This window comes from Duganella fentianensis, assembly GCF_964031615.1.
In the GTDB taxonomy this organism is placed as follows: Bacteria; Pseudomonadota; Gammaproteobacteria; order Burkholderiales; family Burkholderiaceae_D; genus Rugamonas; species Rugamonas fentianensis_A.
The window spans coordinates 145,789-169,675 of the sequence record NZ_CAXIQN010000019.1 but is presented as its reverse complement, the minus strand read 5'-3'; the positions used below and the strand labels follow the sequence as shown (position 1 = coordinate 169,675).

Sequence of the window (23,887 nt, the reverse complement as noted above, 5' to 3'; positions counted from 1 at the left end):
GACACTCCCTATCAAATACCAAGAAAAGCTGATTGGAATCGTTTCCACATCAGGTAAGCGATAGTAATGCCTAAGAATTTCTTGTGTCAACGGAAATGTCGATTTTTTGCAATACAGATACGAAAACGGCATGACCACCACAGTGGACATGCCGTTTTGTCGCAGCCAGTGGCCCCCATCGGGCCGTTTTGCTGTCTTATTTCTTCTCGGTAGGCGCTGCGCCGGGCGTGAACGGGAAGGTACCGAACAGGTTCTTGCTCTGGCTCTGCATCTGCTCCTGCATCTGCACGAACAGGCTCTTGCTCTGGTCGATGTAGTTGTTCATCATGCCCTGCATCATCGGGCCCTGCACGTTCATGAACTGGGTCCACATTTCCGGGCTGAAGGCTTTGCCATCGAGGCCGCCCACGGTGCTGCCGGTGAACTTGCGCTGGATATCGGTGAACGCCTGTACGTTCTTTTCCAGATACGAACCCATCATGCCCTGCATGGCGTGGCCGTAGAAGCGGATGATCTGTGCCAGCACATCGGTCGAGAACATCGGCACGCCGCTGGCCTCTTCTTCCAGAATGATCTGCAGCAGGATGCTGCGGCTCAGGTCTTCGTTGGTCTTGGCATCAACAACGGTAAATTGTTCATTATCCAGCACCAGCTGTTTCACGTCCGTCAGCGTGATATAGGAACTGGTCTGCGTGTCATACAGACGGCGGTTCGGGTATTTTTTAATCAGACGGTCAGCATTTTTTTTCGTACTACTCATCACAAGTCCGTTTATTGCGCCGCAGCGCATACTCCATCAATTCGAAAAAAAAGCGAACGCTGGTCCGCTTTCCCAGTTACCTAGCTACCTATTATAGAGGGGAAAAAGCCTAAGTTGCACTAACCATCTTAACTATGGGTTTTATTGCAACGCAACGAAGTTGAGTTTCGTTCATACTTTCGCCCCTCCGGCCCGCCTTAATCTGCCTTGGCTTTGACGTAGCGCCCCGGTGCCGGCTCGATAGGCTGATAGCGCGTATTGCCCGCTTTCGCCTTGGGTTTGACGGCTTTGCCACCGTGACTGGCAAGGAATTCGGCCCACTGCGGCCACCAGCTACCCGGCACCTCGGTGGCGCCGGCCAGCCATTTTTCCGCATCCTGCCGCTTGCTGCCGCGTGGCAGGGCTGCATCATTGACCCAGTAGCTGCGCTTGTTCTTGGCGGCCGAATTGATCACACCCGCGATGTGGCCGGACGCGCCCAGCACAAAGCGGTTGGCCTTGGCCTTGCCCGGATTGAGGATATTGATGGACTCGAATGCCGACGTCCACGGCACGATGTGGTCTTCACGCGAACCGTAGATGAACACGGGCGCCTGGATCGCCGTCAGATCGACCACCTCGCCGGCCACCTTGAGCTTGCCCGTCTTCAGCTTGTTTTCCAGATAGGTGTTGCGCAGATACCAGCAGAACATCGGACCCGGCAGATTGGTGCTGTCCGAATTCCAGTACAGCAGATCGAACGGTGGCGGCTCGTTACCTTTGAGGTAGTTGGACTGCACATAGTTCCATACCAGATCGTTCGGACGCAGGCTGGAGAAAGTGCTGGCCAGATCGCGCCCCGGCATCAGGCCGCCATCGCGGAACTGCTGCTCGCGCAGCGCCACCTGGGTTTCGTCGACGAACACGCTGAGTACGCCCGTGTCAGCGAAATCGAGGAAAGTGGTCAGCAGAGTCAGACTGGAGGCCGGATGCTGATCGCGTGCGGCCAGCACGGCCAGCGCCGTCGAGACCAGCGTGCCGCCTACGCAGAAACCCAGCATATTCAGTTGCTGCTGGCCGCTGATTTCCTGCGTGACCTTGATAGCTTCGATCACGCCATCCTGCACGTAGTCATCCCACGTGGTGCCCGTCATGCTCTTGTCGGGATTGCGCCAAGAGATCAGGAACACGGTGTTGCCCTGCTCCACAGCATAGCGCACCAGCGAATTTTCCGGTTGCAGGTCAAGAATATAGAACTTGTTGATGCACGGCGGCACCATCAGCAACGGGCGCTGGTGCACGGTCGGCGTCAGCGGTGCGTACTGGATCAGCTGGAACAGTTCGTTCTCGAATACCACGGAACCCGGTGTGGTCGCCAGATTGCGCCCCACTTCGAAAGCACTCTCGTCGGACAGCGATATATGGCCTTTGTTCATGTCGGCCAGCATGTTCGCCAGCCCTTTGGTCAGGCTTTCACCCTTGGTCTCGATCAGCTTCTGCTGCGCTTCTGGATTGGTGGCGAGGAAGTTGGCAGGCGACATCGCGTCGATAATCTGCTGCACGGCGAAGCGAATCTTCTGCTTCTGCTGCGGCGTGGTTTCCACCGTGTCCACCATGGCATTCAGGAATTTGGCATTCAGCAGGTATGATGCCGCATTGAAGGTCGACATCGGATTGCCCTGCCATGCGGGCGAAGTAAAGCGACGGTCGGAGACGGCGGGCGCTTTACCGGCCATCACGTCCTGCCACAGCTGGCCGAAATCCTGCAGGTATTGATTTTTCAGCGCTTCCATGGCTTCCGGCTTTACCGAAGCGCCCACCTCCTGCATCATGGCGGCCAGTGGGTTGGCTTCCGTGCTAGGCGCCAGATTAAACCAGGATTGCCATTGTGCGGGGTCGCTCATCTGCGACATCCATGCGTTGGCAATAGCTTGCGGGTCGGGCAAATTCATGGTTGATTCCCTAAAAAATAGTTAAAAATCTTTACCTGGATTGCGTATGTTGATTGTTGCTGTAGCCTGGATTTACGTGGTTGGCCTGATGGCACTGACCGAACCCACCGTGGTTGCGGGAATTGTAACGTTTTTGTTCTATTGCGTGTTGCCACTGAGCACCCTGATCTACATTTCGGGCACAGGCAAGCGTAAAGCCCGCCGGCGGGCCGAGGAACAGGCCGCGCGCGAGGCGCGTGAAGCGCAACAGGCGCTGGCGGCTTCGGTGGAAACTGAGCAAGCCGCAGCGCAGGATGCTGCCCGAGACTAGGTCCGAGCAGCGGTTTTTCATTTGATCCAGATCAGCGAGCCTTGCCGGCCCGTGACGCCATCGCGCCGGTAGGAATAGAAGCGCGCACCATCGCTGGCAGTGCATTCGCTACCGCCATACACAGCCTGCACCCCGGCCGCACGCAAACGCAGGCGCGCCAGCGCGTAGATATCGGCCAGATATTTGTCGGCTTTGCCTGCCACGGGCTGGAAAGCGGCCAGCGTGGCCTCCACATCGCCGCCCGCATGGGCGGCATGGCGCTGGAAGATTTCGCGCACTTCGGCTCCCACTTCGAAACGGCTAGGACCGATGGCCGGTCCCATCCATGCTGTAATGCCTAAGGCGCCCTGATCGCGCATAGCCGCCACAGTCTGCTCCAGCACACCGTCGGCCAGCCCGCGCCAGCCCGCATGGGCTGCGCCCACCGTCTTGCCCAGCGCATCGCAGAACAGCACGGGCAGGCAATCAGCCGTCATGATCACGCAGACCTTGCCGCGCGTGGAGGAAATGCAGGCATCCGCCTGCGGCACCTGCCCTGCGGCCACGGTGGCGATATCGACCACCAGCGTGCCATGCACCTGTTCCAGCCAGACGGGCTCGGAAGGCAAGGCGGCGCCCAGCAGCGCACGGTTGCGCGCCACCTGAGCAGCGTCATCACCCACATGGGTGCCCAGATTCAGTCCGCCCTGCCCGCTACCATCATCGTACGGCGCAGCACTGACGCCCCCCAGACGGGTAGTGGACAGCACGCCGACGCGGTTAGGCAGACCTGGCCAGTCCGGCACCAGCCATTGCGGGCTGCCCGTCATCAGACTTGTTCCGGCTCGGCGATACCGGCCTTGGCGATCAGTTCGGCAAAGTCGTCCGCCAGCGGCACCAGCCATTCGCACTGTTCGCCCGTGGCCGGATGCACCAGACCCAGACGGCGCGCCTGCAGCGCCTGACGGGGGAACACGCTGGCCAGATGCTGCTTGCCGTACATCACATCGCCCACCAGCGAGAAGCCGATCGACATCATGTGCACGCGGATCTGGTGGGTACGGCCCGTTTCCAGACGGCACTGCACCAGACTGACGGGACGGCGATCCAGCTCGCCCGAAGCCAGCACCTGATAGTGGGTGATGGCGGGCTTGGCCGAGAAATTGGTGGAAATCGCCATCTTGATGCGGTCTTTCGGGTGACGTCCCATCGAAGCGTCGATGGTGCCGTTCAGACGCGGCGTGCCCCACACCAGCGCAAAGTATTCGCGCTTGACGGTACGGGCGGCCAACTGGCGCACCAGATCGGTCTGGGCTGGCAGGGTCTTGCCCACCACCATCAGGCCGGAAGTATCCTTGTCGAGCCGGTGTACGATGCCCGCACGCGGTACACCAACCAGTTGCGGGCAGTGGTGCAGCAGGCCGTTGAGCAGCGTACCGGACCAGTTGCCATTGCCTGGATGAACCACCAGACCCGCCGGTTTATTAATGACGATCAGGTGTTCATCTTCATAAACGATGTTCAGCGGAATCGGCTCCGGCTTAAAAGCCTCGTCTTCTGGCGCCGGTTGGGGCAGAATGACGATCTTCTCGTCGCCGTAGACGGTATCCTTGGTGCTCTTGGCCACTTTACCGTCGACCGTTACGAAGCCGTCGGTAATCCACATTTGCAGGCGGCCACGGGAGAATTGCGGCACCAGATGCGAAATGACCTTGTCCAGACGCTGACCACACACTTCCGAGGTGAGGTTCAGTTCGATGGGCGCCAGACCATCCTCGTCATCGCCGAATTCACTGTCGTGGTCGAGCAGCAGATCGGTGGCGGTTTCGGGCATGGCGGAAGATTCGGCCAAATTCGGCTTTGGAGTTAATATCACGGTAATCCTATCGGCTATAATTAGCCTCGTAAAACTTTGGTTAAACAGCTTCTTGCAAAACTTATGCAAAAAAAATTATCAGTAGTTGCAGCAACGTTTGTTCTGCTTAGTTTGTCCGGTTGCGGTCTGTTCTCGGAGAAGGCTGACGAGACGAAAGGTTGGAGCGCTACGAAATTATACTCGGAGGCGAACGAAGAGCTGGAAGGTCAGCACTACGAACGTGCAATTCAGTTGTATGAGAAGCTGGAATCGAGCTATCCGTTCGGCACTTACGCCCAGCAGGCGCAAATGCAGATCGCTTATGCCTATTACAAATCGCAGGATCAGGCCCAGGCACTGGCAGCGGTCGAGCGCTTCATCAAGCTGCACCCGAATCACGCCAATGTCGATTATATGTACTATCTGCGCGGCCTGATCAACTTTAACGACCAGATCGGCTTCCTTAACTTCATTTACGAGCAGGATGCCACCGAGCGCGACCCGAAAGCGACGCGCGAAGCATTTGCCGCATTCAAGCAACTGGTCGAGAAATTCCCGAACAGCAAGTATACGCCAGATGCGATCGACCGTATGCGTTATCTGGTCAATGCCATGGCATCGTACGAAGTGCACGTGGCGCGCTACTACTACCGTCGTGGCGCCTATCTGGCTGCGGCCAACCGCGCCATGGGCATCATGAACGATTACCGCGATTCGCCGGCCATCGAAGAAGCCCTGTTCATCATGATCCGCAGCTACGACAAGCTGGGCATGACGGAGTTGCGCGACGATACCACCCGCGTTTTCAAGCTGAACTACCCCACCAGCAAGTTCCTGGATGAGGGTAAAAAAGCTGAACGCAAGTGGTGGCACTTGTGGAACTAAGCTGCCAGCGCATAGGCTGAATGAGAAAACCGGGATCACCATCCCGGTTTTTTTATGCAGTTTCGGGCTGTAGTAAGCCCGTTTTACATCTGGTAGCGGACTTTACAAAGATTTACTCGGCCACTTTGCGGCGGAATATCCACGTTTTTTCCGTCGAATCCTTGGCGTCATAGGCATAGCCGTCGAGGTCGAATTTCTTCAGTTTCTGCGGATCGCGAATATTCTTGATGGCCGCGTAGCGCGCCATCAGACCACGGGCCCGCTTGGCGTAGAAGGAAATGATCTTGTATTTTCCGCCTTTCCAGTCTTCGAACTGGGGCGTAATCACCGGCAGGGCCAGTTTTTTCGGCCGTACCGATTTGAAGTATTCGGTGGAAGCCAGATTCACCAGCGTGGTGGCGCCCTGCTCGGCCGCCGTGCGGTTGATCGCGTCGGTGATGGTGTCGCCCCAGAAAGCGTACAGGTCCTTGCCGCGCGGGTTGCTCAGGCTGGTGCCCATTTCCAGCCGGTGGGCATGGATCAGGTCTAGCGGGCGCAGCAGGCCATACAGGCCGGACAGTATGCGCACATGGTTCTGGGTGTAGGCTAGCTGGGCCGGCTTCAGGCTGCGTGCGTCCAGTCCTGCGTACACGTCGCCATTGAAGGCCATCACTGCCTGACGGCCTTCGCTGGTATCGCGGCTCCAGCTAGCATAGCGCGCGACGTTCAGGGCAGACAGGTTGTCGGACAGTTCCATCAGTTCGCCCAACTCCTGCGGCGACAGTTCGCGCAGACGCTCGATTAACTGGGCAGAATGGTCGAGAAAATCAGGTTCGGTATGCAGTCTGGTGGTCGGAGGCGTCTCCAGATCGAGACTTTTGGCAGGCGAAAGCACTATCAGCATAAAATTTCACATCAACATAAATACAAAACAGCAACATGATACCCGTTCCACAGAAAGCCATCCCGCGCATTGTCATCGATACCAATGTCTGCCTCGACCTGTTCGTGTTCCGCGACCCGCGCTGGGGCGCACTAGTCGCGGCGCTGGAGAGCGGCGCGGTGGAAGCCGTGACCCGTTCCGACTGCCGCGACGAATACCATATCGTGCTGCGCTACCCTCATCTGCCGCTGGATGACAGCAACCGGCCGATAGCTGCGGCGCGCTTCGATCAGCTGATTAAAGTGGTGGCGCCGGAGACCTCGCCACTGCTCCTGCCCGTCTGCAAAGACCGCGCCGACCAGAAATTTCTGGAAATAGCCCGTGACGCTGGCGCCAGCGTTCTCATCACCAAGGACAAGGCCCTGCTCAAACTGGCTAAGCGCCTCAGTCGCGCCGGCATGTTCAAAGTCCTCGTGCCGGAGGCATGGACACTGGAAGCCTGCGAAGCGCTGAGCTAGAATCGACCACCATCCCGATCACTGTCCCGTCCTACCCATGAGCCATACTGCCGCCCCGACCACGCCCGTCCTGCAAAGCCGCCTGCCTGCCGTAGGCACCACCGTATTTACCCGCATGTCGGCACTGGCCGTGCAGGCCAATGCCGTCAATCTGGGACAGGGCTTTCCTGATTTTGCCTGCGAACGCAGCCTGATACAGGCCGTCAACGATGCGATGCAGGCGGATTTCAACCAGTATCCGATGATGAGCGGCGCCCCCGTGCTGCGGCAGGCCATCGTCGCCAAGGTCGCCAGCCTGTACGGCCATCAGTATGATGTAGAACGCGAGATCACCGTCACGGCCGGCGCCACGCAGGCGCTGACTACGGCCATCCTGTGCTGCGTCCATCCGGGCGACGAAGTGATCGTCATCGAACCGACTTACGACAGCTATGTGCCGGCGATTACCCTGTCCGGTGGCGTGCCGGTGCTGGTACAGATGGAAACGGGCGCGCAGGGCTACAGCGTACCGTGGACCAAAGTGGCCGCGGCCGTCACGCCCCGTACCCGCCTGATCATCATCAACACCCCGCACAACCCTACCGGCAGCGTACTGCGCGCCAGCGATCTGCAGGCGCTGGCCGAGATTGTGCGCGGCACCGACATCCTGCTGCTGTCGGACGAAGTATATGAACACATGGTGTACGACGGCGCCCGCCACGAATCGGTCTGCCGCTATCCGGAACTGGCCGCGCGCGCCTTCGTCGTTTCCAGCTTCGGCAAAACTTACCACGTCACCGGCTGGAAGGTCGGCTACGTGGCAGCACCGGCCAGCCTGATGGCCGAGTTCCGCAAGGTGCACCAGTACAACGTGTTCACCGTGAATACGCCCATGCAGCATGGTCTGGCCGCCTACATGGCAGATCCTTCACCATATCTGCAACTGCCCGCTTTCTACCAGCGCAAGCGCGATCTGTTCCGCGCTGGTCTGCACGGCTCGCGTTTCGAGTTGCTGCCAGCCGACGGAACCTACTTCCAGTGCGTGCGATACGATAAAATCTCCGGACAGACAGAAGCGGAGTTTGCCGAATGGCTGACCACGGAAATCAAAGTGGCGGCCATCCCGGTGTCGGCGTTTTACCAGCAGGGCAAGGAATCCGGCATCGTGCGCTTCTGTTTTGCCAAAAAAGATGAAACACTGACTCTCGCCTTAGAGCGATTGCAAAAAATATAAATCGGGGACATGGCATCATGAGCGAGACTACGGCGGCCGCCGCACCTTCGGTGCTGCGCCGGCTGAACCTATCCAACCAGCGGCTGGAGAAGCTGCTGCATAATCTGCGCAACGAACATCAGGCAGAAAGCGAAATCCGGGCGATTGCGCTGGAAGTCTTGCAGGCGGTGGAAATCCAGCCCGATGTCGCACTGGCCAGCATCCTGCTATGCCAGATCGCCGGCAGCTACGCCGTGCGCCACTGTATCGAAACAGCCATCGTTACCATCATCGCTGCGCGCGGCCTGCCGCTGGACGAAACCCATATCCAGACGCTGGCTGCCGCCGCGCTGACCATGAATGTGGGTATGCTGCGCCATAACGAGAGTTTCCAGCACAAGCACTCTGCCCTCAGTCACGAGGAAATGGCGGTGATCCGGCGCCATCCGGAAGAAAGCGTCAACCTGCTCAAGCATGTGGGCATCGAAGATGACGAATGGATCTCCTGCGTGTTGCTGCACCACGAAAACGATGACGGTAGCGGTTATCCAGCCGGCATTGCCAGTCCGGAAGTAACGCGCAACGCCAAGCTGCTCAGTCTGGCCGATCGTTACTGCGCGCAGGTTTCGGCCCGCAACTACCGCCGCTCCATCGCCCCCGATCAGGCACTGCGCAATCTACAGCAGGACCGGCAGGCACCGGTCGATCCCGAACTGCTGCAACTATTCCGGCTGGAACTGGGCGATTACCCGCCCGGCACGCTGGTGCGCCTGCAGAATGGCGAACTAGGGGTGGTCAGTGGACGGCATGATGCCAGCGGCGGCCAGCCTATCACCAGTCTGCGCAGCGCCGATGGAAGCGCCTTCGCCAGCCCGCAACTGCGCAGCAGCAGCCATCCGGACAGCAGCATCGTTGCCCCCCTAAGTGAAGATGAAGTGGCGCTGCGCTTCAGCATGAAACAGATCTGGGGCGAAGTGGCTGCCCTGTAACACCCGTCGCAGATCCGCGCCGCCGGCAGCACTACGGCCAGCCGGCCAGCGATCAGCGCGACAGTGCGTCGAGCTTGCGGTCGATAAAGGTCTGCAGTTCGGCCGACAGGCCGTTCGCTGCGCGGGCACGGCGGAAGGCTTCGCGCGCTTCGCCGGGATGATTATCGGCCTGCAGTGAAATACCTAGCCCCATCCACCAGACCCCATTCTGGGGCGTCAGCTGCAGGGCATTGCGATAGTGCTGGGCCGCTTCAGCATGGCGCTGCTCGCGCTGCAGCACGCCCGCGAGGAAGGCCTGATATTCGGGATTGCCGCCCGCGTAAGGCAGCGTGGTCATCAGGGTCTGCAGCGCCGGTCCGCCTTTTTCCAGTTGCAGACGGGCCAGTATCATCGCCAGTCCCGGCTGGCGCGGATCGATGCCCAGTGCCAGCCTTAGCTGGCGCACGGCGTCGTCGTTGCGCTTATTTTCCAACAGCAGGCTGATGTAGGTCTGACGGGCAGCTTCGTTGCGCGGATCGATTTCCAGCGCCCGTTCGAAATCGCCCAGCGCCGCATGCGTGCGGCCTTCCTGCAGCGCTACCAGCCCGCGCCGGTAAGTATTCTCGGCCATCAGCTTGGGGCTCAGATTATGGGTGATGGTACCTGCTTCGCCCATTTCCTCGTTGCTACGGCTGGCACTGGCTGCCCCCTTGCGGGTAGCGGCCACTTTGGCTGGCACGGCGCCCGCGCCACTGGCCGGGGCCGCAACGACCGGCATAGCAGCTGACGCCGCTTTGACAGGGACGCCGTGCGGAGCTTGTGCCGCCACCGCAGCGGTTGCCGCTGGCGCTGGCGCTGGCGCTGCCTTCAGTGTACCCGCTGGCGCCGGCGCGGCTGCTGTTGCTGGCGACGCGGCGGGAGCCTGTGCCGCCGGCGCCGTTGCTGGTGCAGAAGCTGATACTTGTGCCGTAGCCACCAGTGCAGCGGATTGCGCCGCAGCCGGCACAAGCGCAGCCGCAGCCATGGCGCTAGCGGCTGGGGTAGGCGCAGCACTGGCTTCCACCACCGCCGCAGCTACTGCACTGGCTACAGGCTGGCTAGGGGCGGCAACTGGCGCCACCGCAGGCTGAGGTGCTGCCGCCAGACCGACCGCATGGGCAAGCCGCTGGCCCTGCCAGTAGTGCCAGCCATACCAGCCGGCACCGCCCAGCGCCACCACCGCGAGTGCAATGGTAGCCAGCCGCAGCTTGCCACTGCGCTCCGACTGGATCTCGACCGCGTGCAACTGCTGCTGGCGCAAGCCGCCATCAGCGCTGCCACCGCGCGCATCGAGGTCCTGTAACATCTTGTTTATCAAACTCATTTCATCAACGCCCAAGTCAGTCCGCCCGTAGCCGCAGCTACTACCAGCCCGGCCAGCCACCATAACCAGCGTCTATCGCTGCTTACCGTATCGCTGGCCGCCAGTCCTACATGGCGTTTCGATACCTGCTGCTTACCTTCGCCGTAACATACCATCAAAGCCTTGTTGGCCATAATATTGATCAGCCGGGGTATCCCGCCGCTGGCCTTGAACAGACTGCTGATGGCACCTCGACTGAACAGCCGGCTTCCCGTGTAGCCTGCCACACGCAGACGATGGGCAAGATAGTACTCCATGTCGTCGCGCGTCAAAGGCCCGAGGTGATAGTGAAAAGTGATGCGCTGGGCCAGCTGGCGAATGGAATTTGCCTGCAGATGCTGGTTCAGTTCCGGCTGGCCGAACAGCACGATCTGTAGCAGCTTGCGCTTTTCCGTTTCCAGATTGGTCAGCAGGCGCAGCGCTTCCAGACTTTCCAGCGGTATGGCCTGCGCCTCATCGAGGCACAGCACCACCTGCTTGTCTTCGCGCGCCAGTTCCATCAGGCGCAGCGTCAGCGACTTGAGCAACTGGTGCTGGTCCACATCGCGCTGCAGCGGTAGCTCCAGCTCGTCGGCCAGTGCCAGCATCAGAGTGCGCGGTTCCAGATACGGATTCGGAATATACGCCGTCACAAAGCCGGCGCCCAGCGACGCCATGAACTTGCGGCACAGCAGAGTCTTACCGGTGCCCACTTCGCCAGTAATCTTGATGAAGCCCTCACCGCTGCGCGCCGCGACCAGCAAGGTATTCAGGGCCTGCTGGGAATGCGGACTGGTGAAAAAGAAACTGGTGTCTGGCGTAATGCCAAAAGGCATCTCGCTCAGACCGAAGTGCGCCTGATACATTTACTTGCGTCCCCCGTTGCGCGGCGCCAGCTGTTCGATACGGCGGCTGGCTTCGTCGAGTTCCTGCGCATAGCTGGCCGCACCGTCTACGATGGTAGGCTTGATCAGCACGACCAGTTCACGCTTCTGCATGGTGCGCTCGGTATTGCGGAACAAGCCGCCGACCACCGGCACATCGCCCAGACCGGGTGCCTGCGAGTTATCGGACACGGCGGCCTGACGCATCAGACCACCAATGGCGACAATACGGCCATCCTGACCACGCACCATGCTATCCATTTCCGAAGTGCTGGAAGCGGCCAGCGGCAGTTGCAGCGAGCCGGCAGCGCCCAGATTGACCACCTTGTTGATGGTGGAAACCTGGCTAACCGACGGGTGCACGTGCAGCATGATGTTGCCGTCTTCATCAATCTGCGGCGTCACATCCAGCACCACGCCGGAGAAGAAAGGTTGCAGCGTCACATTCGGGCTAGTGGTATTGCCGCTCACATTGGAATTGGTGGTGGTACTCACGCCCGTCACATAGAACTCGTCGGTACCGATTTTCAGCACGGCCTTCTGGTTGTTCATGGTCGCGATACGCGGGCTGGACAGCACATGTACCGAACCTTGCGACTCCAGGAAGGAAATCATGGCAGCGAAATTACTGGTCTGGAAAGCCATGCCGAACAGCGTACCGGCATTGTTAGCGGAATTCGCCAGCGTATAACCAGCACTGGCGCTGATACCAGCCGTACCACCACTGCTCATCACTGGCGGCTGGCCGCCAGCGGCAGGCAGTGGTGCCAGACTAGTGCCGGGCGCAATGACGCCGCCGGACACGCGGTTGCTGCCGCCACCGCCGAAGGAAGCAAAGCTGGCCCAGTTGACGCCGCTCTGGTAGCCGCTATTCAGCTGCACTTCCAGAATCTTGGCTTCCAGTATCACCTGCCGCTCTACTGCGAGACGGGTCGCTTTCAGATACTGCTCGACACCGCGCAACTGTTCCGGCATGGCACGTACCACCACCACGCCCGACTGCGGGCTGATCACCACGCTGCGGCCATCGCCCGTGCCTCCCACCAGAGCCACCAGTGCATCTTTCAGCTCGGTCCAGAAATCCGTGGCCGACGCAGTCTTCACATTGCTGGCATCTTCCATTGCGTACTGCTGGTTCTGTCCAGGCTGCTGGGGCTGATTACCCTGACTCCCGCCCAGACCGTTATTGCCGCTGCTGCCGCCCTGCCCCGACACCACACTGCCGACGGTATTGACCGAAGTGGAAGAAACCCGCACATTCGAAGTGCCCTTGCGGCTGGCGCTCAGATAGTTGACCTGGAAAATTCGCGTCTGCATGGTCAGCGGGCGGATGTAGATGCGCGTGCCTTCCACCTTGTAGTCATAGCCATACATTTCGCGCACGGCATCGAGCGCTTCGAACAGCGTAACATCCTTCAGGTTGGCGGAGATATTGCCCGTTACGTCAGGATGCACCAGCATGTTGTAGCGCGTGCCCGCCACGATGGAATTGAAAAACTGCTGTACCGGCACCTGATTGAACGAAACATTGAAGCGTTCTTCCATGACCGTACGGGCCTTCGGCAATTCTGCTGCCAGCGTGCTCGCTGCCGGCGGCAGCAGCGCCGCTTCGACCGCAGCTGGCGTCGCCGCCGGCGCACGGGCCGAAGTGGCCGCTGCCTTGAGCTGCTGATCGATGCTGTTGTAGGTGTCGCGTGGCGCTTGCGTCTGGCAGGCTGCCAGCATGGCCGACGCGCCCAGCACGCCTGCCCAGTAGATCATCTTTTGCATGTAACGCTCGTAGTTAGTCATCGTTTATTCCCGCTTGCATGCAGGCCACCCGGAGTCTGGGGAAACAGGATCAGGGTTTCCCGCAGTTTGCCACGTCGCAGCACTACTGAATTATCATTGATACGCTCCACGACCGCATCGGCAAATTTGCCGCCCTGCGTCACCGTCACGCCATCGATCACGGCCAGCCGCCGGTTGTTGGGCGCCGCACCGATCAGTATCGATTGCAGACGCGGCGCAGCTGGCACGCCCTCTCCTTCCACCGCACCTGCCGCCGCGGCGGCCGCCGTCAATCCGGCCGGAGCACGGGTGGGGTCCTGCAACTGCTGGGCACCTGCCAGCAACGGCAGGGCCAGCCCCATCACACCCAGCAGGCGCTTCATAGTGCTATCCATTTCGAATCCAGACTCAGGGTATATAGCGTCAGACTCAGCCGCGCTGCGCCGTCGCCGCTAGCATCCAGCGCGGCATTGCCCCAGAACAGCTGCTGCGGCATGGCTTCCAGTGCTTCCAGATACGTGATCATATCCAGATAGCTCCCCTGCAACACTACCTGAACCCCGTGGCGGTACAGCAGCGGCGCGGTCTTGCTTTGCGCCTCGCGCGCTTCACCGGCTTCCGGCGCGAGGAATTGTCCATCCGTCGTGCCTTGCGGCGCCAGCGTTTTGAGTGACAGCAGGCGCAGCTTGCCGTGACCGTTGACCATTTGTTGCAGCAGCGGTCCCATACGCTCGGGCGCAACCAGCCCCTTCTGTGCGGCGCGCAATTTCTCGCGCAAGGCCGTGCTATCCGCCTGTACACTGGCCAGCTGGCGGCGCAGTTCCTGATCCGGATCACGTTTGGCGGCGGCCGCCAGTTGCGCCAGTTCCGAATCGATGGCAGCCATCTGCTGGCGCTGTTGCTGGATGGTGTCGCGCAGGCTGGCATTCTGCCGGTACATAGGCGCCAGCTGCAGCTGATAGCCCAGATAACCCAGCACCAGTACGGCGCACAGCATGCCCAGCACGCGCTCGCGCAGCGTCAGCGCCATCAGCCACGCATCGAATTTCTTCCAGTACGCCATCATGGTTGCACCGCCTTGCCTGCCACGTCAGCGTCCGAGGACTGCAGACTGAATTCAACAAACCGGGGCGCCACACGGCTACTGGCCAAGGCCGAGGCCGAAGCCGCAGCGCTGGCCACGGGTTCATGCAGATCCAGCTGGGCAAATTTCTTGCCCCGTAAAACCGTTTCTGCCGATAGACCCGCTAGATACGGCGGCAGCAAGCCCGCTTTCAGCGCCCGCCCCTGCAAGCCTATGCTATCGCCATTCCCCTGTATCTGCACGCCAGTCAGCCACAGCCCATCGCTCGTGCGGCGCGCCAGCGCGCGAAAATACGGCGAGTAGCCATGCACACTGCTAGTCTGGCCCTGATCGAGTATGCCGGCAACTTTCTGCAGGTTAGTCAGTGTGCTGCTGCTCTGCTCCAGTTCGCGCTGCAGTGCTTCGCTCTTGCGCGGCGCCACGAAAGCGGCCGTCGCGGCCGTTCTGGCGGCTTCACGCGCATCCAGCTGCGCCTTGACCTGCTGCGCCAGTGCATTCGATTCCGACAGCTGGCTTTTAGCCTGCCCGATCAGCACAGCCAGTACCAGCAGCGTTGCCAGCACGACGCCCACCACAGCCGGCGTGGTGGCGTAATTCTTCTGCGGCTCGAAGGCGGGATTGTAGAGATTGATCTGCTGGCTCATGCTGCCACCTCCGCCATGCGCAGAGCGGCGCCGATGGCGCGCAGGTAGATACGCTGTTGGTCAGCCTGCTGCAGATCCGGCACATCGTCCAGTTCCAGCACGGTGGACAGATCCAGTTGTTCCACCGGCAGATAGAGATTGGCGGCCAGATAATTGCGCAGCTCGCCATTGCCCACTGCCGTCAGCACCAGCTTGGCGATGGTAACGAAGGAGAACTGGCGCTCGAAGTGGTCGAGCGAGCGCTGCAGTTCCAGCGTGATGCGGTCATGCAGATTCTGCAAGCGGTCCGCATCGCTATCAAGCAGCTGGTTGAGGTTGATATCCATGCGACGTGCCAGATACAGTTCACCGTTATAGCTCACCGTCAGCAGTCCGCCATCGGCATCGAAGGACAGCATGGCCACGCCGCGTCCTTCCGGCTCCAGCAGCGCGGAAATATTCCGTTGCGCCATTTCGTCGATATCGATGGCATCCAGCGCCACCTTGTTATCCCAGAAGATCTGCTGATGAGGCGCCAGTATGCTATTGCGCGCCACTACGGCAAACGCCTGGGCATTGAGCGCATTGCTGTTCTGCGGCGGTGGCAGCAACGCCATGTCCAGCGTGGCTTCTTCCAGCGGGAAGTCGATCATATCCTTGACGCGCCAGCCCAGCGCCGCCTTCATTTCCGCGGCGGGCACATTGGGCGCCTCCACCAGCAGCAACTGGTAGGCACCACTACCGAGCAGCGTGGTGCAATGGTAGTTGGCAGCATGCAGATCGCGCGCCACGCGGAACAGTATCGAGCCCGGATAGCCGCTAGGCGCCGTATAACTCTGCGCCAGTTGCACGCGCGGCTGACTACCGGTACGGCGCTCGATGGCGACCGCCTGCACGCCGTCCGCCGTCAGCACTAGGGCCATCCAGCCGCTCTTGTTACCTGCTTTTCCGAATAAACGCATCCGAAGTTCTCAAATGATTAGGTGCTGCTTTCAATAATCGCCACACATCCTTGATTATATTCAAGTTTCATGGCTCAGTTGCCGGATTTTTAAGGCTAGGTGCAAGTTTGATTACTTTCTGTCACCAAGCGGAACAAAATGAGGCTGATTCAATACACTTCCCGCAAGAAGATCACCGGACTGCGGTAAACACCGAACGTCACACGCCCTTGCGACGTCGGCAGCCATGTCGGCCCCGTTACCTTCACGTTAGCCCCGCTCTTCGCACTGCTGCTGCCTGCTTTCAGGCTGGTGCTGGCCAGACCGGCATTCATGGTCAGGCTGGCCGCGGCGCCGCTAGCTAGCGTGGGACAGGCCACCAGACAGCTGGAATACTGTAGCGCGCTGGCCAGCGTAATGCTGGTGTCGCTGTCGCTAGGGTTGGCGCGCCATGAATAGCTGGCCACGCCGCTACGGCTGGTAGCGCCGTAATACTGGGCAGACAATTGCAGCGGCAACGGCAGTTTGGACGAGCCATAGGCATTCGGCACCAGCAGGCGGCCCGCCACCACGGCCACCCCGCCCTCCTCGGCATCGGTACGCAGCGAAGTCACGCCATCGCTGCTGCTACCCGTTTCGGCGGCACGGAGATACACCATGGTAGGCGGCACCCAATTCTTCGCATACGGCGCAGTGGCGACAAACGGATTGGGTAATGTGTAGACGGGATTGCCGCTAGCACTGCCTTGTGCGAAGCTGGCGGCGGTCAGATTATTGACGGTCAGCGCAGCGCCGCTCGGCGAGGCAGGCGGATTGGCCGTGGTGGTACTCCCCGGCGCCGAGTAGGCCGATAATTGTACGGGTCGCGCCAGCGCGCCCCGATAATTCTTGGTGGTGTTGTTCTGCAAGTTCTGCGCTACCACCTGCACAGTAAAAGGCTGGCCCGAATACGCCATGCCATTCACCGTGGCGGGACAGCTCATGCCGTTCGGATCGCAGACCATGGGCGCGGTGACTACCGTCTTAAAATGATCTGGAACAAATCGTCCCACGTTGACAGCATCAGCCGGTATGATGCCCGTGCCCAGATAGCTCACATTTGTATCAGAACCCACGCTGAGCACGGGAGTCAGTTCCAGCACACCCACGTCGCCATACGAGAAAGCCGAACCGCTAGCCACCCCGCCGCTGAACGCACCGAAGCTGCCATTGAACACCAGCGGATCTTCCGGATTGGCACCGGCATCGACCATATCGCTCAGGCGCGCGCCCGTGCTGTCCGTTGCCGGCTTCGCCACCAGCGTCACCTGAATGGGAGTGGACTCCTTGCCGAAGTTAGGCGCCAGCCCGCCGCCATACAACAGTGCCTGCACACTCATGGAGAAGCTGGCCCCGGCCGCAATAAATTCAGGATCACTGACGGTAGCAGGATTCTGTGCCCTGTTACCAGCGGGCGGCACCAGCAGCAAACTCTCCGGCCGCTCCACAAAAGCACTGCTGGTTCCCAGCCGCGCCTGCGCATCACTGACGAAGAATTCGACACGCCCCACGTCGGCATACTGGAAGACATAGTAATCGGAGGAACTGGCCGTGCCGCCTTTGAAAACCACATCATTCAGGCTGGTCCAGTAAGACGAGCTCGCCCCCGGCAAAGCCCCCGAACGCGAGCACAGCGGCAGTGTCACTTTGCTGCCGCGATTCTTGGTGAAGCTGGCATGCACACCGGCATCCTGCACCGGATCATGGCAAGCCAGTGCATATTTCAGCTTGATGGTGCTATCGCTGCTGGCCACGGCGGTGGGCACATTCGACACCAGATAGGTCAGATACATGGGAATCTGGTCATTGGCCAGATTCTGCTGGGCATTGAAGTCGATCAGCTTGCAACTCTGGCCGGGATCGCCGAACGGCAAACCGTTGAGACAGACACTATCGGTAAAACCATAGGTCGGCGCGATGGCCACCGCCCCCACCGACGTACTGACGGTAGACGTATCATTGCCATCGTAATAGTCATACAGCGGCCCGCTGACGGTTGCGCTGTTCGTGATCAGACCCGATGCAGCGGCCGCCGCGGTCACGCGCAAGGTAATCGTCGGCAGCAGAGTCCCTGCCGGCACACTGGCTGAATACAAACAGGTGACGGTCTGACCGGAATTACTGCAGGACCAGCCCGTGCCGCTGGCACTGACAAAGATCAGCGATGCCGGCAAGACATCCACCACCTTGATAGGACCGCCTTCGGCCATCGGTCCGTTATTGACCACGTTGATCAGGTAATTGCTGGCCTGCGAAGGCTGCAGCGGTGTCTGCAGCGTCATCGTCACGCCATGATCGGTGGCAGGCACATTCGGTGCAGCAATCACTTCGGCATTCAGCAACACCAGATCCTGTCCGGCCTGATAATCGCTGCGCGCCGACGTCTGGCCCGCCTGTATCACCGGCGAGGCGACCGTGTAAGCATCGAAGTCTATGCCGTAGGAGGCATTATCGTTATTGATGTTGCTGGCAGAATTAAACTGGTTGCCGGACGGATTCATCGCATCAACAACTTCCACGCGGTTATAGCGCAGGATCTCGCCACCGCCGGACAGCGTGTTATCGCCCTCCCACGTAATGTGGCCGATACGCCCCGTCAGGCTGCCGATGGGCGAGGGTATCTTGAAGTTTGCCAGCGTCAGAATCTGGCTGGAGTACTGCATGGACTGGAAGCCTTCGTAAATATTCAGCACACGGAAGGTCTCGCTGGAATGCGAATACACCACCAGCAACTGAAAGCCGCCCAGCACAGTCTGATTATTGCAGTAAGGACTGCTGGAATTGATCCCCAGCCCGCCTACCGTGTAAGTGGCATTCCCCTTGGCCTTGACCTGAGTGGTCACATCGTAGCCGCCAGCAAAGAAATCCAGCCCCACGGCCTGCGAAGTAAAACTACGGTTAGGCAGTGCCGTCACATCCGTCCCATCGAAATTCACCGTATAGTCTGGCGACGAATTCGAGCCGGCCCAGTACAGCTGGGCATTGAGTATGGTGGCACCGGCCGGCACGCCGTTCAGCACCATATTCAAGGTGCCCGTATTGACGGCGCAGGGACCATTATTATTGTCCTTGGTACGCATGGATTTCTGCGTACCGGTAAAGCTTACATTACCGGCAAAACTCTTGAATAGCTTGATCGGGGTATCGGCCAGCGCACTGCCCGTCCACAGCAGACCGGCCAGCAGCAGCGTGCGGCGCAGCCAGTTGCCCAGCAGTCGAGGGAAGATAGCGTATCGGTCCATAGCCTAGAATTGCACGGTAACAGTACGGCGCACATAGTCGGAACTGGCCGTGAGACCGTTCGGACAGGCGCCGGATAGGGGGATATTACAGGCGGTCGCTGTCAGCGTCGTCACATTCAGGCTGCTGCCCATGCCGGGCGTGGCAGCCACGCTGCAGGTCAACGTCACCGTGAACACGGACAGAGTGCCCCCTGCCAGAACCGTCTGGCTGGCCGGGCAACTGCCATTCACCAGATTCTGGTACAAGCCATATTCCACCCCGGCCCGTGCCGCCTCATAGGCACGGGCACCCAGCAGATCCTGTGCCGTGCTGGTCTGCTGTCCCGTGCTCAGGGTGAGCACGGCCACGGCCAGCCCGGTCAGCACCACCACCAGAAACAGTGCCGTCACAATGGAAAAGCCGCGCTGGCGCAGCTGCCGGAAGGAAGCGATCATGGCGTATTATCCACGTGAACCTGACGCGACAGGCTGATCTGCTCGCCGTTCGGGCGGGCCAGCGTCAGCGACATGCCTACCAGCGCCGCATTGGTATTGGCCAGCACGGTGTAATCGAAAGCGCAGCCCGAGACTTTTTCCGCCAGCAGCGCCGGCGTGCCATACGGCGGTGCCCCCAGCCCGTTCGGGCCGAAGATCGAGGTACTGTAATTGCGCACCAGCGTACCGCCACCACCGGCCACGGGCGTGCAGACATAGGTTACCGTGCCCGTCACCACCTGAAAGCGGCTGGTCGGCGACGGCATGCTGGGCGAAGCCGTCGCAAATGGATTATTTGCCAGCGTGATGCGGGTACCGGACACGGCGGTGATGCGGGCAATATTGCCACTGGTATAGGCGTCGGCCGGTGCCGTGCCCACATTGAATACCACGATGTAATCATTCACCAGTATCTGCTGGCGTCCGGTCGGCGCAGCGCCGGCGATATCGAACGACTTGCTGGCGGTAGGACTGAAATCCAGTGGCAGCAGGCTGGCAGGAGGCGCGTCATTGATATCGACGTAGCGCCCGCCCGTTTTCACCAGCAGGAACTGCAGCATGCGCCGGTCCGGTGAAACGTACACGCTGTTCGGCAAAGCCAGACGCACTTCGCGCGACAGCCGGCGCAAAGCCAGATCAGCCACATCGGTCAGTTCGGCACGGGCCGCGGTATCGACATAATTCTGCACCGGCGTCTTGAGGAACATCGCCACCATACTGGCCAGTATGCCCGTGATCACCACCACGATGATGATCTCGATGAGCGTAAAACCGCGCTGCCGATTCATATCGACCTCGGCGCATAACGGGTACGGTAGCCATCAAGCACAATGGCTTCGCCGCTAGGGAAACTCACGCTGACGGTAATCCGCAGCACGTTCATATTGGCAGGCGTGGCGTCGGAACCCAGCTTGGCGCCGGCCGGCCCCAGTCCCGCATCAGGGTTAATGGTGACCGTGGCGGTATAGCCATTGGGGAAATTATTACCAGCAGCGTCGGTCGTATAAGTGGTCGGCGTACCGAATGCGCTGACGTAATCATTGACGTTGTCATACGGCCGTGTATTGCCGTCTTCCGGCCCTACCCCTTCGGGGATGGTGCAGTTGGCGGGACTCACTGTCGTTGGCAGCTCGGCTGCAGGGTCAGCCCCGTCGCAATAGCTGAAATGGGCCAGCCGGACTTCTTCCATCAGGCTTTCGGCAATGGCCAGTGCCTGCTTGCGCTGCATGGGATCGGCGCTATTGCGCGCGCTGTTGCCCAGCACCTGCAGGATGCCCAGCACGGCGATACTGACGATCACGATAAACATGATCAGCTCGACCAGACCGATGCCACGCTGGACTGTCAGTACGCGCTTAGTGGACATAACCCGTCTCCGCCGTTACGCTGATGGTACGGGTGCTGCCATCACCGCTCAAGCTCATGTTCAGTGTGGAAAACGTGGAATTCAGCGTGGGCGCGGTATCAGCCATCAGGAAAGGCCTGCCCGTTGCATCGAAATAAAAGCTGGTGCCACCACTCAGGGTCAGGCCGGACGGTACCCCTTCGCAGGCGCGGCTGCTGTTGGCGCAGAAGGCCACGGTAGCGGCCGAGCCGCTATTCTGGTTCCCGGGCGCCGTAACGTTCAACAAAAAGAACACATCGTAAGCGAGGATGATGCCGCTGCTATTGACCCGCACATACACGGGTCGCCCCTGAGCAATGGCAGTCTTCTGGGCGTAGCGCAGCAGCGTCTTCAGCTGGTCCGCGTAGGCCGCCGCATCGAAAGCCTTGCGCTCGAAAAAGCGTGGCGCTGCCACGCCGGCCATAATACCCAGCACCACGATCACCAGTACCAGTTCCACCAGCGTAAAGCCGGCAGCACGCCACCAGCGGTGACGCGGCTGCTTGACAGTATTCATGCCGCTAGGCGCAGGTTCGCTCGCTTACTGGCAGGTGGTGGCGGTGGCGGCGATAGTCACGGTGCCCGTCGCCGGCACATAGGTGACCGAGCAACCCGTGTGGGCAGCGTCCGGAATCAACACACCATCCGTGGCAAAACTACCCGCATAATCAGCGGTACCTACCGCAGCCGCCATCCCGGCAAAAGTCGGATAGCCGGTGGTGTTATCTACCACGACGCCGGTGAAACTACCTGCTGCGTCATAGGTAGAAGTTCCGGTCGAAGGCGAACCGGCTGCCAGCCAGCGGCCGTGGTACATATTCGAAGCACTGACGATGGCGGCACGGGCCCCCTGCATTTTAGCCAGACGCGCATCGGCGCCCAGACCGGCAAAGCGTGGCAATGCCGTGGCAGCCAGAATACCGAGGATGACGATCACCACGATCAGCTCGATCAGGGTGAAGCCGCTTTGCTGCGAAGCCAGACTATTATTGCGTGCTGCTTGAATTTGCATGTAAATCTCCAGACCTAACTATTAAAATCAACTTTAGCGACGCGTCGCAGCGGATAGTGGCGGCGTCCGGCAATCGTTTACTTCGGTGAGCTCCAGCTCCGTCAGCTGTACGGGCTTAGTCTCGGCATGGGCAATTTTCGAGGGCATGCCCAGCAATTCTACTCTGAAACATATATTCCTAGCAGCATTATTTAAACCAGTTTCTTGCTCACTCCGCACATAAACCAGCTGGTGCAGCATTGGATCGAAATACCAGCTGCCAGCTGCCAGCCCCGCAGCCTGTGCAGCGCTCAGCTCGCCAGCGTAGCCAGCGGGCGGGCGTTCCAGCCACTGCACGGGATTGGCCCCGGCCAGTCCCGCGATTTCCTGCTCGCGTCCGCGCGCCTGCAAGGTCGCCACCTGCCCTGCCAGCGCCGCCCGCAAATTGATCTGAAGTGCCTTGACGGCCACCTGTTCGCCGCGCTGCTGATAGAAACCCAGCTTATCGAGAAGCACGGCCAGCAGCAGCGCAAACACGCTCACCGCAATGGCAAACTCCAGCAGACTGTGGCCGTTTCTGCGCATCAGTGCGGCAACGCCACTTTGCCCAGATCCCAGATCGGCACAAAAATACCCAGCGCCAGCACCAGCACCAGCAGGCCGAGGAAGGTAATCAGTATCGGCTCGATCTGTGCCGCCAGCGTTTTCAGTTCGTAATCCACCTCGCGCTCGTACATCTGGGCAATCTCATCCATCAGTTCGTCGAGCGAGCCGGATTCTTCGCCCACCGCAATCATCTGGATCACCACCGGCGTGAACACGCGGCTGGCCATGGCCGTACGCAAGATGCTGTCGCCCCGTTCCACGCTATCGCGCATGCGCTCCACCCGCCGGCCCAGATAGGCGTTATCCACCGTCTGCGACACCACCGTCAGGGCCTGCACGATGGGCACGCCGCTGCGGCTGGACAGGGCGAAACTGCGGGCAAAGCGGGCCAGCGTGGCTTTCTGGATGATCTTGCCCGCAATGGGAAATCTCAGCTTGAGGCGATCCCAGCGGAACCGGCCCTCGCTAGTACTGATCCATGCGCGCAATCCCACGAAGGCCCCCGCCAGCAGCACGGCCAGCTGCATCCAGTACTCCACCATGAAGGCAGAACTGGCGATCAGCAGACGGGTCATGATGGGCAGCTCGGCATGGAAGCTCTCGAACACCTTGACGAACTGGGGGATCACGAAAATATTCACAATCACGATGGCAATCGTCATCGCCGCCATCACGAAGATGGGATAGCGCGTGGCACTTTTTACGCGGGCGCGCATTTCGCGCTCGAACTCCAGATGGTCGAACAGGCGCAGAAACACTTCTTCCAGCCGGCCCGTCATCTCGCCCACCCGCACCATGGACAGATAGAACTCGCTGAACACTTTGGGATGGCGCCGCATCGCCACCGACAGCTCGCGGCCGGCATCGAGCGATTCGCGCAAGTCCTTGATGATCGCGCCGAAACTGGGGTTGATAGCGGATTCCTGCAGGCCGGCCAGCCCGCGCATGATGGGCACACCGGATTTCAGCAGCGTGTAGATCTGGCGGCTGAACAGCTGCACATCCATGGCCGTCACCGGCCGGGCAAACAGCTTGCGCATGCCGCCATCGCCTTTAGGCGTGGCACCGCCACGCGTCAGGGTAATCTGCACGGGAGTCGCGCCGGCACTGGCCAGCTGGTTGGCCACGGCGCCGCTATCGGCCCCTTCCATCACGCCCTGCAACAGTTCACCACGCGCATTGCGCGCCTTGTAGGAGAAATACGGCAC

25 protein-coding genes are annotated in these 23,887 nt (G+C 60.2%); 5 read left to right on the top strand and 20 right to left on the bottom strand.

What is annotated here, in order from left to right:
- Positions 1-196: 196 nt before the first annotated feature.
- On the bottom strand, positions 197-760 hold the full coding sequence (gene phaR, locus ABNT42_RS13470) for a polyhydroxyalkanoate synthesis repressor PhaR (protein WP_348697724.1): 564 nt from the start codon (positions 758-760) through the stop codon (positions 197-199).
- Between the two features lie 197 nt (positions 761-957).
- Entirely contained in the window at positions 958-2,691 is a 1,734-nt protein-coding gene (phaC, locus tag ABNT42_RS13465) for a class I poly(R)-hydroxyalkanoic acid synthase (RefSeq protein WP_348697721.1), read from the bottom strand.
- Positions 2,692-2,737: 46 nt separating this feature from the next.
- Here phaC and ABNT42_RS13460 point away from each other — a divergent pair, with 46 nt between their 5' ends.
- Positions 2,738-3,001, top strand: a complete 264-nt coding sequence (locus tag ABNT42_RS13460; RefSeq protein ID WP_348697719.1) for a hypothetical protein — start codon at positions 2,738-2,740, stop codon at positions 2,999-3,001.
- Between the two features lie 17 nt (positions 3,002-3,018).
- On the opposite strand, the gene pgeF is transcribed toward ABNT42_RS13460, so the two are convergent.
- Positions 3,019-3,810: a peptidoglycan editing factor PgeF gene (gene pgeF / locus ABNT42_RS13455; RefSeq protein WP_348697717.1), complete on the bottom strand. Its 792-nt coding sequence runs from the start codon at positions 3,808-3,810 to the stop codon at positions 3,019-3,021.
- Positions 3,810-4,814 (bottom strand): RluA family pseudouridine synthase, encoded by a 1,005-nt coding sequence (locus ABNT42_RS13450; protein ID WP_348698110.1) that lies wholly within the window; start codon positions 4,812-4,814, stop codon positions 3,810-3,812. Before ABNT42_RS13450 ends, pgeF begins: the two co-directional genes overlap by 1 nt.
- A gap of 105 nt (positions 4,815-4,919) precedes the next feature.
- On the opposite strand from ABNT42_RS13450, the gene ABNT42_RS13445 reads away from it, so the two are divergent.
- Positions 4,920-5,720, top strand: coding sequence for an outer membrane protein assembly factor BamD (locus ABNT42_RS13445; RefSeq protein WP_348697715.1), 801 nt, complete (start codon positions 4,920-4,922; stop codon positions 5,718-5,720).
- 112 nt (positions 5,721-5,832) lie between these two features.
- Here ABNT42_RS13445 and yaaA read toward each other — a convergent pair whose 3' ends face one another.
- A complete protein-coding gene (gene yaaA, locus ABNT42_RS13440; RefSeq protein ID WP_348697714.1) occupies positions 5,833-6,603 on the bottom strand; it encodes a peroxide stress protein YaaA in 771 nt (256 codons plus the stop codon).
- Positions 6,604-6,638: 35 nt separating this feature from the next.
- On the opposite strand from yaaA, the gene ABNT42_RS13435 reads away from it, so the two are divergent.
- From ABNT42_RS13435 to ABNT42_RS13425, 3 genes are read left to right on the top strand one after another with little or no spacing between them, the layout of a single operon-like run.
- A complete protein-coding gene (locus tag ABNT42_RS13435) occupies positions 6,639-7,100 on the top strand; it encodes a putative toxin-antitoxin system toxin component, PIN family (RefSeq protein WP_348697712.1) in 462 nt (153 codons plus the stop codon).
- 37 nt (positions 7,101-7,137) lie between these two features.
- Entirely contained in the window at positions 7,138-8,313 is a 1,176-nt protein-coding gene (locus ABNT42_RS13430) for a pyridoxal phosphate-dependent aminotransferase (RefSeq protein WP_348697710.1), read from the top strand.
- Between the two features lie 17 nt (positions 8,314-8,330).
- Positions 8,331-9,281, top strand: coding sequence for an HD domain-containing phosphohydrolase (locus ABNT42_RS13425; protein WP_348697708.1), 951 nt, complete (start codon positions 8,331-8,333; stop codon positions 9,279-9,281).
- A gap of 52 nt (positions 9,282-9,333) precedes the next feature.
- Here the strand turns inward: ABNT42_RS13425 and ABNT42_RS13420 are convergent, their stop codons facing one another.
- From ABNT42_RS13420 to ABNT42_RS13350, 15 genes are all read right to left on the bottom strand, one after another.
- A complete protein-coding gene (locus ABNT42_RS13420; RefSeq protein ID WP_348697707.1) occupies positions 9,334-10,623 on the bottom strand; it encodes a tetratricopeptide repeat protein in 1,290 nt (429 codons plus the stop codon).
- The gene (locus ABNT42_RS13415; protein ID WP_348697705.1) at positions 10,620-11,507 is read right to left on the bottom strand and encodes an AAA family ATPase; all 888 of its coding nucleotides are present in this window, start codon (positions 11,505-11,507) and stop codon (positions 10,620-10,622) included. The genes ABNT42_RS13420 and ABNT42_RS13415 overlap by 4 nt, the downstream gene beginning before the upstream one ends.
- Positions 11,508-13,295, bottom strand: a complete 1,788-nt coding sequence (gene mshL, locus ABNT42_RS13410; RefSeq protein WP_348697703.1) for a pilus (MSHA type) biogenesis protein MshL — start codon at positions 13,293-13,295, stop codon at positions 11,508-11,510.
- Between the two features lie 17 nt (positions 13,296-13,312).
- Positions 13,313-13,690 carry an MSHA biogenesis protein MshK gene (locus ABNT42_RS13405; protein ID WP_348697700.1) on the bottom strand — a complete coding sequence of 126 codons (378 nt, stop codon included), beginning with the start codon at positions 13,688-13,690 and terminating at the stop codon, positions 13,313-13,315.
- On the bottom strand, positions 13,675-14,361 hold the full coding sequence (gene gspM, locus ABNT42_RS13400; protein ID WP_348697699.1) for a type II secretion system protein GspM: 687 nt from the start codon (positions 14,359-14,361) through the stop codon (positions 13,675-13,677). The genes ABNT42_RS13405 and gspM overlap by 16 nt, the downstream gene beginning before the upstream one ends.
- Positions 14,358-15,023, bottom strand: a complete 666-nt coding sequence (locus tag ABNT42_RS13395) for a PilN domain-containing protein (RefSeq protein WP_348697697.1) — start codon at positions 15,021-15,023, stop codon at positions 14,358-14,360. Before ABNT42_RS13395 ends, gspM begins: the two co-directional genes overlap by 4 nt.
- Positions 15,020-15,964, bottom strand: coding sequence for an agglutinin biogenesis protein MshI (locus tag ABNT42_RS13390; protein ID WP_348697695.1), 945 nt, complete (start codon positions 15,962-15,964; stop codon positions 15,020-15,022). Before ABNT42_RS13390 ends, ABNT42_RS13395 begins: the two co-directional genes overlap by 4 nt.
- A gap of 149 nt (positions 15,965-16,113) precedes the next feature.
- Positions 16,114-19,224 carry a DUF6701 domain-containing protein gene (locus ABNT42_RS13385; RefSeq protein ID WP_348697693.1) on the bottom strand — a complete coding sequence of 1,037 codons (3,111 nt, stop codon included), beginning with the start codon at positions 19,222-19,224 and terminating at the stop codon, positions 16,114-16,116.
- A gap of 3 nt (positions 19,225-19,227) precedes the next feature.
- Positions 19,228-19,659: an agglutinin biogenesis protein MshP gene (locus tag ABNT42_RS13380; RefSeq protein ID WP_348697691.1), complete on the bottom strand. Its 432-nt coding sequence runs from the start codon at positions 19,657-19,659 to the stop codon at positions 19,228-19,230.
- On the bottom strand, positions 19,656-20,486 hold the full coding sequence (locus tag ABNT42_RS13375; protein WP_348697689.1) for a prepilin-type N-terminal cleavage/methylation domain-containing protein: 831 nt from the start codon (positions 20,484-20,486) through the stop codon (positions 19,656-19,658). Before ABNT42_RS13375 ends, ABNT42_RS13380 begins: the two co-directional genes overlap by 4 nt.
- The gene (locus ABNT42_RS13370; protein ID WP_348697687.1) at positions 20,483-21,064 is read right to left on the bottom strand and encodes a hypothetical protein; all 582 of its coding nucleotides are present in this window, start codon (positions 21,062-21,064) and stop codon (positions 20,483-20,485) included. The genes ABNT42_RS13375 and ABNT42_RS13370 overlap by 4 nt, the downstream gene beginning before the upstream one ends.
- Positions 21,054-21,599, bottom strand: a complete 546-nt coding sequence (locus ABNT42_RS13365; protein ID WP_348697686.1) for a GspH/FimT family pseudopilin — start codon at positions 21,597-21,599, stop codon at positions 21,054-21,056. The genes ABNT42_RS13370 and ABNT42_RS13365 overlap by 11 nt, the downstream gene beginning before the upstream one ends.
- A 24-nt stretch (positions 21,600-21,623) precedes the next feature.
- Complete coding sequence (locus tag ABNT42_RS13360) at positions 21,624-22,094, bottom strand: type II secretion system protein (protein WP_348697685.1); 471 nt, start codon at positions 22,092-22,094, stop codon at positions 21,624-21,626.
- Positions 22,095-22,127: 33 nt separating this feature from the next.
- Positions 22,128-22,658 carry a type II secretion system protein gene (locus ABNT42_RS13355; RefSeq protein ID WP_348697683.1) on the bottom strand — a complete coding sequence of 177 codons (531 nt, stop codon included), beginning with the start codon at positions 22,656-22,658 and terminating at the stop codon, positions 22,128-22,130.
- A complete protein-coding gene (locus ABNT42_RS13350) occupies positions 22,658-23,887 on the bottom strand; it encodes a type II secretion system F family protein (RefSeq protein ID WP_348697681.1) in 1,230 nt (409 codons plus the stop codon). Before ABNT42_RS13350 ends, ABNT42_RS13355 begins: the two co-directional genes overlap by 1 nt.

Coding starts and splice junctions, on each gene's coding strand:
- phaC (WP_348697721.1), bottom strand. CDS start 2,691: ATGAATTTGCCCGACCCGCAAGCTATTGCCAACGCATGGATGTCGCAG.
- ABNT42_RS13375 (WP_348697689.1), bottom strand. CDS start 20,486: ATGAATCGGCAGCGCGGTTTTACGCTCATCGAGATCATCATCGTGGTG.
- ABNT42_RS13450 (WP_348698110.1), bottom strand. CDS start 4,814: ATGCCCGAAACCGCCACCGATCTGCTGCTCGACCACGACAGTGAATTC.
- ABNT42_RS13390 (WP_348697695.1), bottom strand. CDS start 15,964: ATGCGTTTATTCGGAAAAGCAGGTAACAAGAGCGGCTGGATGGCCCTA.
- ABNT42_RS13420 (WP_348697707.1), bottom strand. CDS start 10,623: ATGAGTTTGATAAACAAGATGTTACAGGACCTCGATGCGCGCGGTGGC.
- ABNT42_RS13415 (WP_348697705.1), bottom strand. CDS start 11,507: ATGTATCAGGCGCACTTCGGTCTGAGCGAGATGCCTTTTGGCATTACG.
- ABNT42_RS13460 (WP_348697719.1), top strand. CDS start 2,738: ATGTTGATTGTTGCTGTAGCCTGGATTTACGTGGTTGGCCTGATGGCA.
- ABNT42_RS13435 (WP_348697712.1), top strand. CDS start 6,639: ATGATACCCGTTCCACAGAAAGCCATCCCGCGCATTGTCATCGATACC.
- pgeF (WP_348697717.1), bottom strand. CDS start 3,810: ATGACGGGCAGCCCGCAATGGCTGGTGCCGGACTGGCCAGGTCTGCCT.
- ABNT42_RS13405 (WP_348697700.1), bottom strand. CDS start 13,690: ATGGATAGCACTATGAAGCGCCTGCTGGGTGTGATGGGGCTGGCCCTG.
- ABNT42_RS13360 (WP_348697685.1), bottom strand. CDS start 22,094: ATGCAAATTCAAGCAGCACGCAATAATAGTCTGGCTTCGCAGCAAAGC.
- yaaA (WP_348697714.1), bottom strand. CDS start 6,603: ATGCTGATAGTGCTTTCGCCTGCCAAAAGTCTCGATCTGGAGACGCCT.
- gspM (WP_348697699.1), bottom strand. CDS start 14,361: ATGATGGCGTACTGGAAGAAATTCGATGCGTGGCTGATGGCGCTGACG.
- ABNT42_RS13355 (WP_348697683.1), bottom strand. CDS start 22,658: ATGCGCAGAAACGGCCACAGTCTGCTGGAGTTTGCCATTGCGGTGAGC.
- ABNT42_RS13445 (WP_348697715.1), top strand. CDS start 4,920: ATGCAAAAAAAATTATCAGTAGTTGCAGCAACGTTTGTTCTGCTTAGT.
- mshL (WP_348697703.1), bottom strand. CDS start 13,295: ATGCAAAAGATGATCTACTGGGCAGGCGTGCTGGGCGCGTCGGCCATG.
- ABNT42_RS13430 (WP_348697710.1), top strand. CDS start 7,138: ATGAGCCATACTGCCGCCCCGACCACGCCCGTCCTGCAAAGCCGCCTG.
- ABNT42_RS13425 (WP_348697708.1), top strand. CDS start 8,331: ATGAGCGAGACTACGGCGGCCGCCGCACCTTCGGTGCTGCGCCGGCTG.
- phaR (WP_348697724.1), bottom strand. CDS start 760: ATGAGTAGTACGAAAAAAAATGCTGACCGTCTGATTAAAAAATACCCG.
- ABNT42_RS13380 (WP_348697691.1), bottom strand. CDS start 19,659: ATGATCGCTTCCTTCCGGCAGCTGCGCCAGCGCGGCTTTTCCATTGTG.
- ABNT42_RS13370 (WP_348697687.1), bottom strand. CDS start 21,064: ATGTCCACTAAGCGCGTACTGACAGTCCAGCGTGGCATCGGTCTGGTC.
- ABNT42_RS13385 (WP_348697693.1), bottom strand. CDS start 19,224: ATGGACCGATACGCTATCTTCCCTCGACTGCTGGGCAACTGGCTGCGC.
- ABNT42_RS13395 (WP_348697697.1), bottom strand. CDS start 15,023: ATGAGCCAGCAGATCAATCTCTACAATCCCGCCTTCGAGCCGCAGAAG.
- ABNT42_RS13365 (WP_348697686.1), bottom strand. CDS start 21,599: ATGAATACTGTCAAGCAGCCGCGTCACCGCTGGTGGCGTGCTGCCGGC.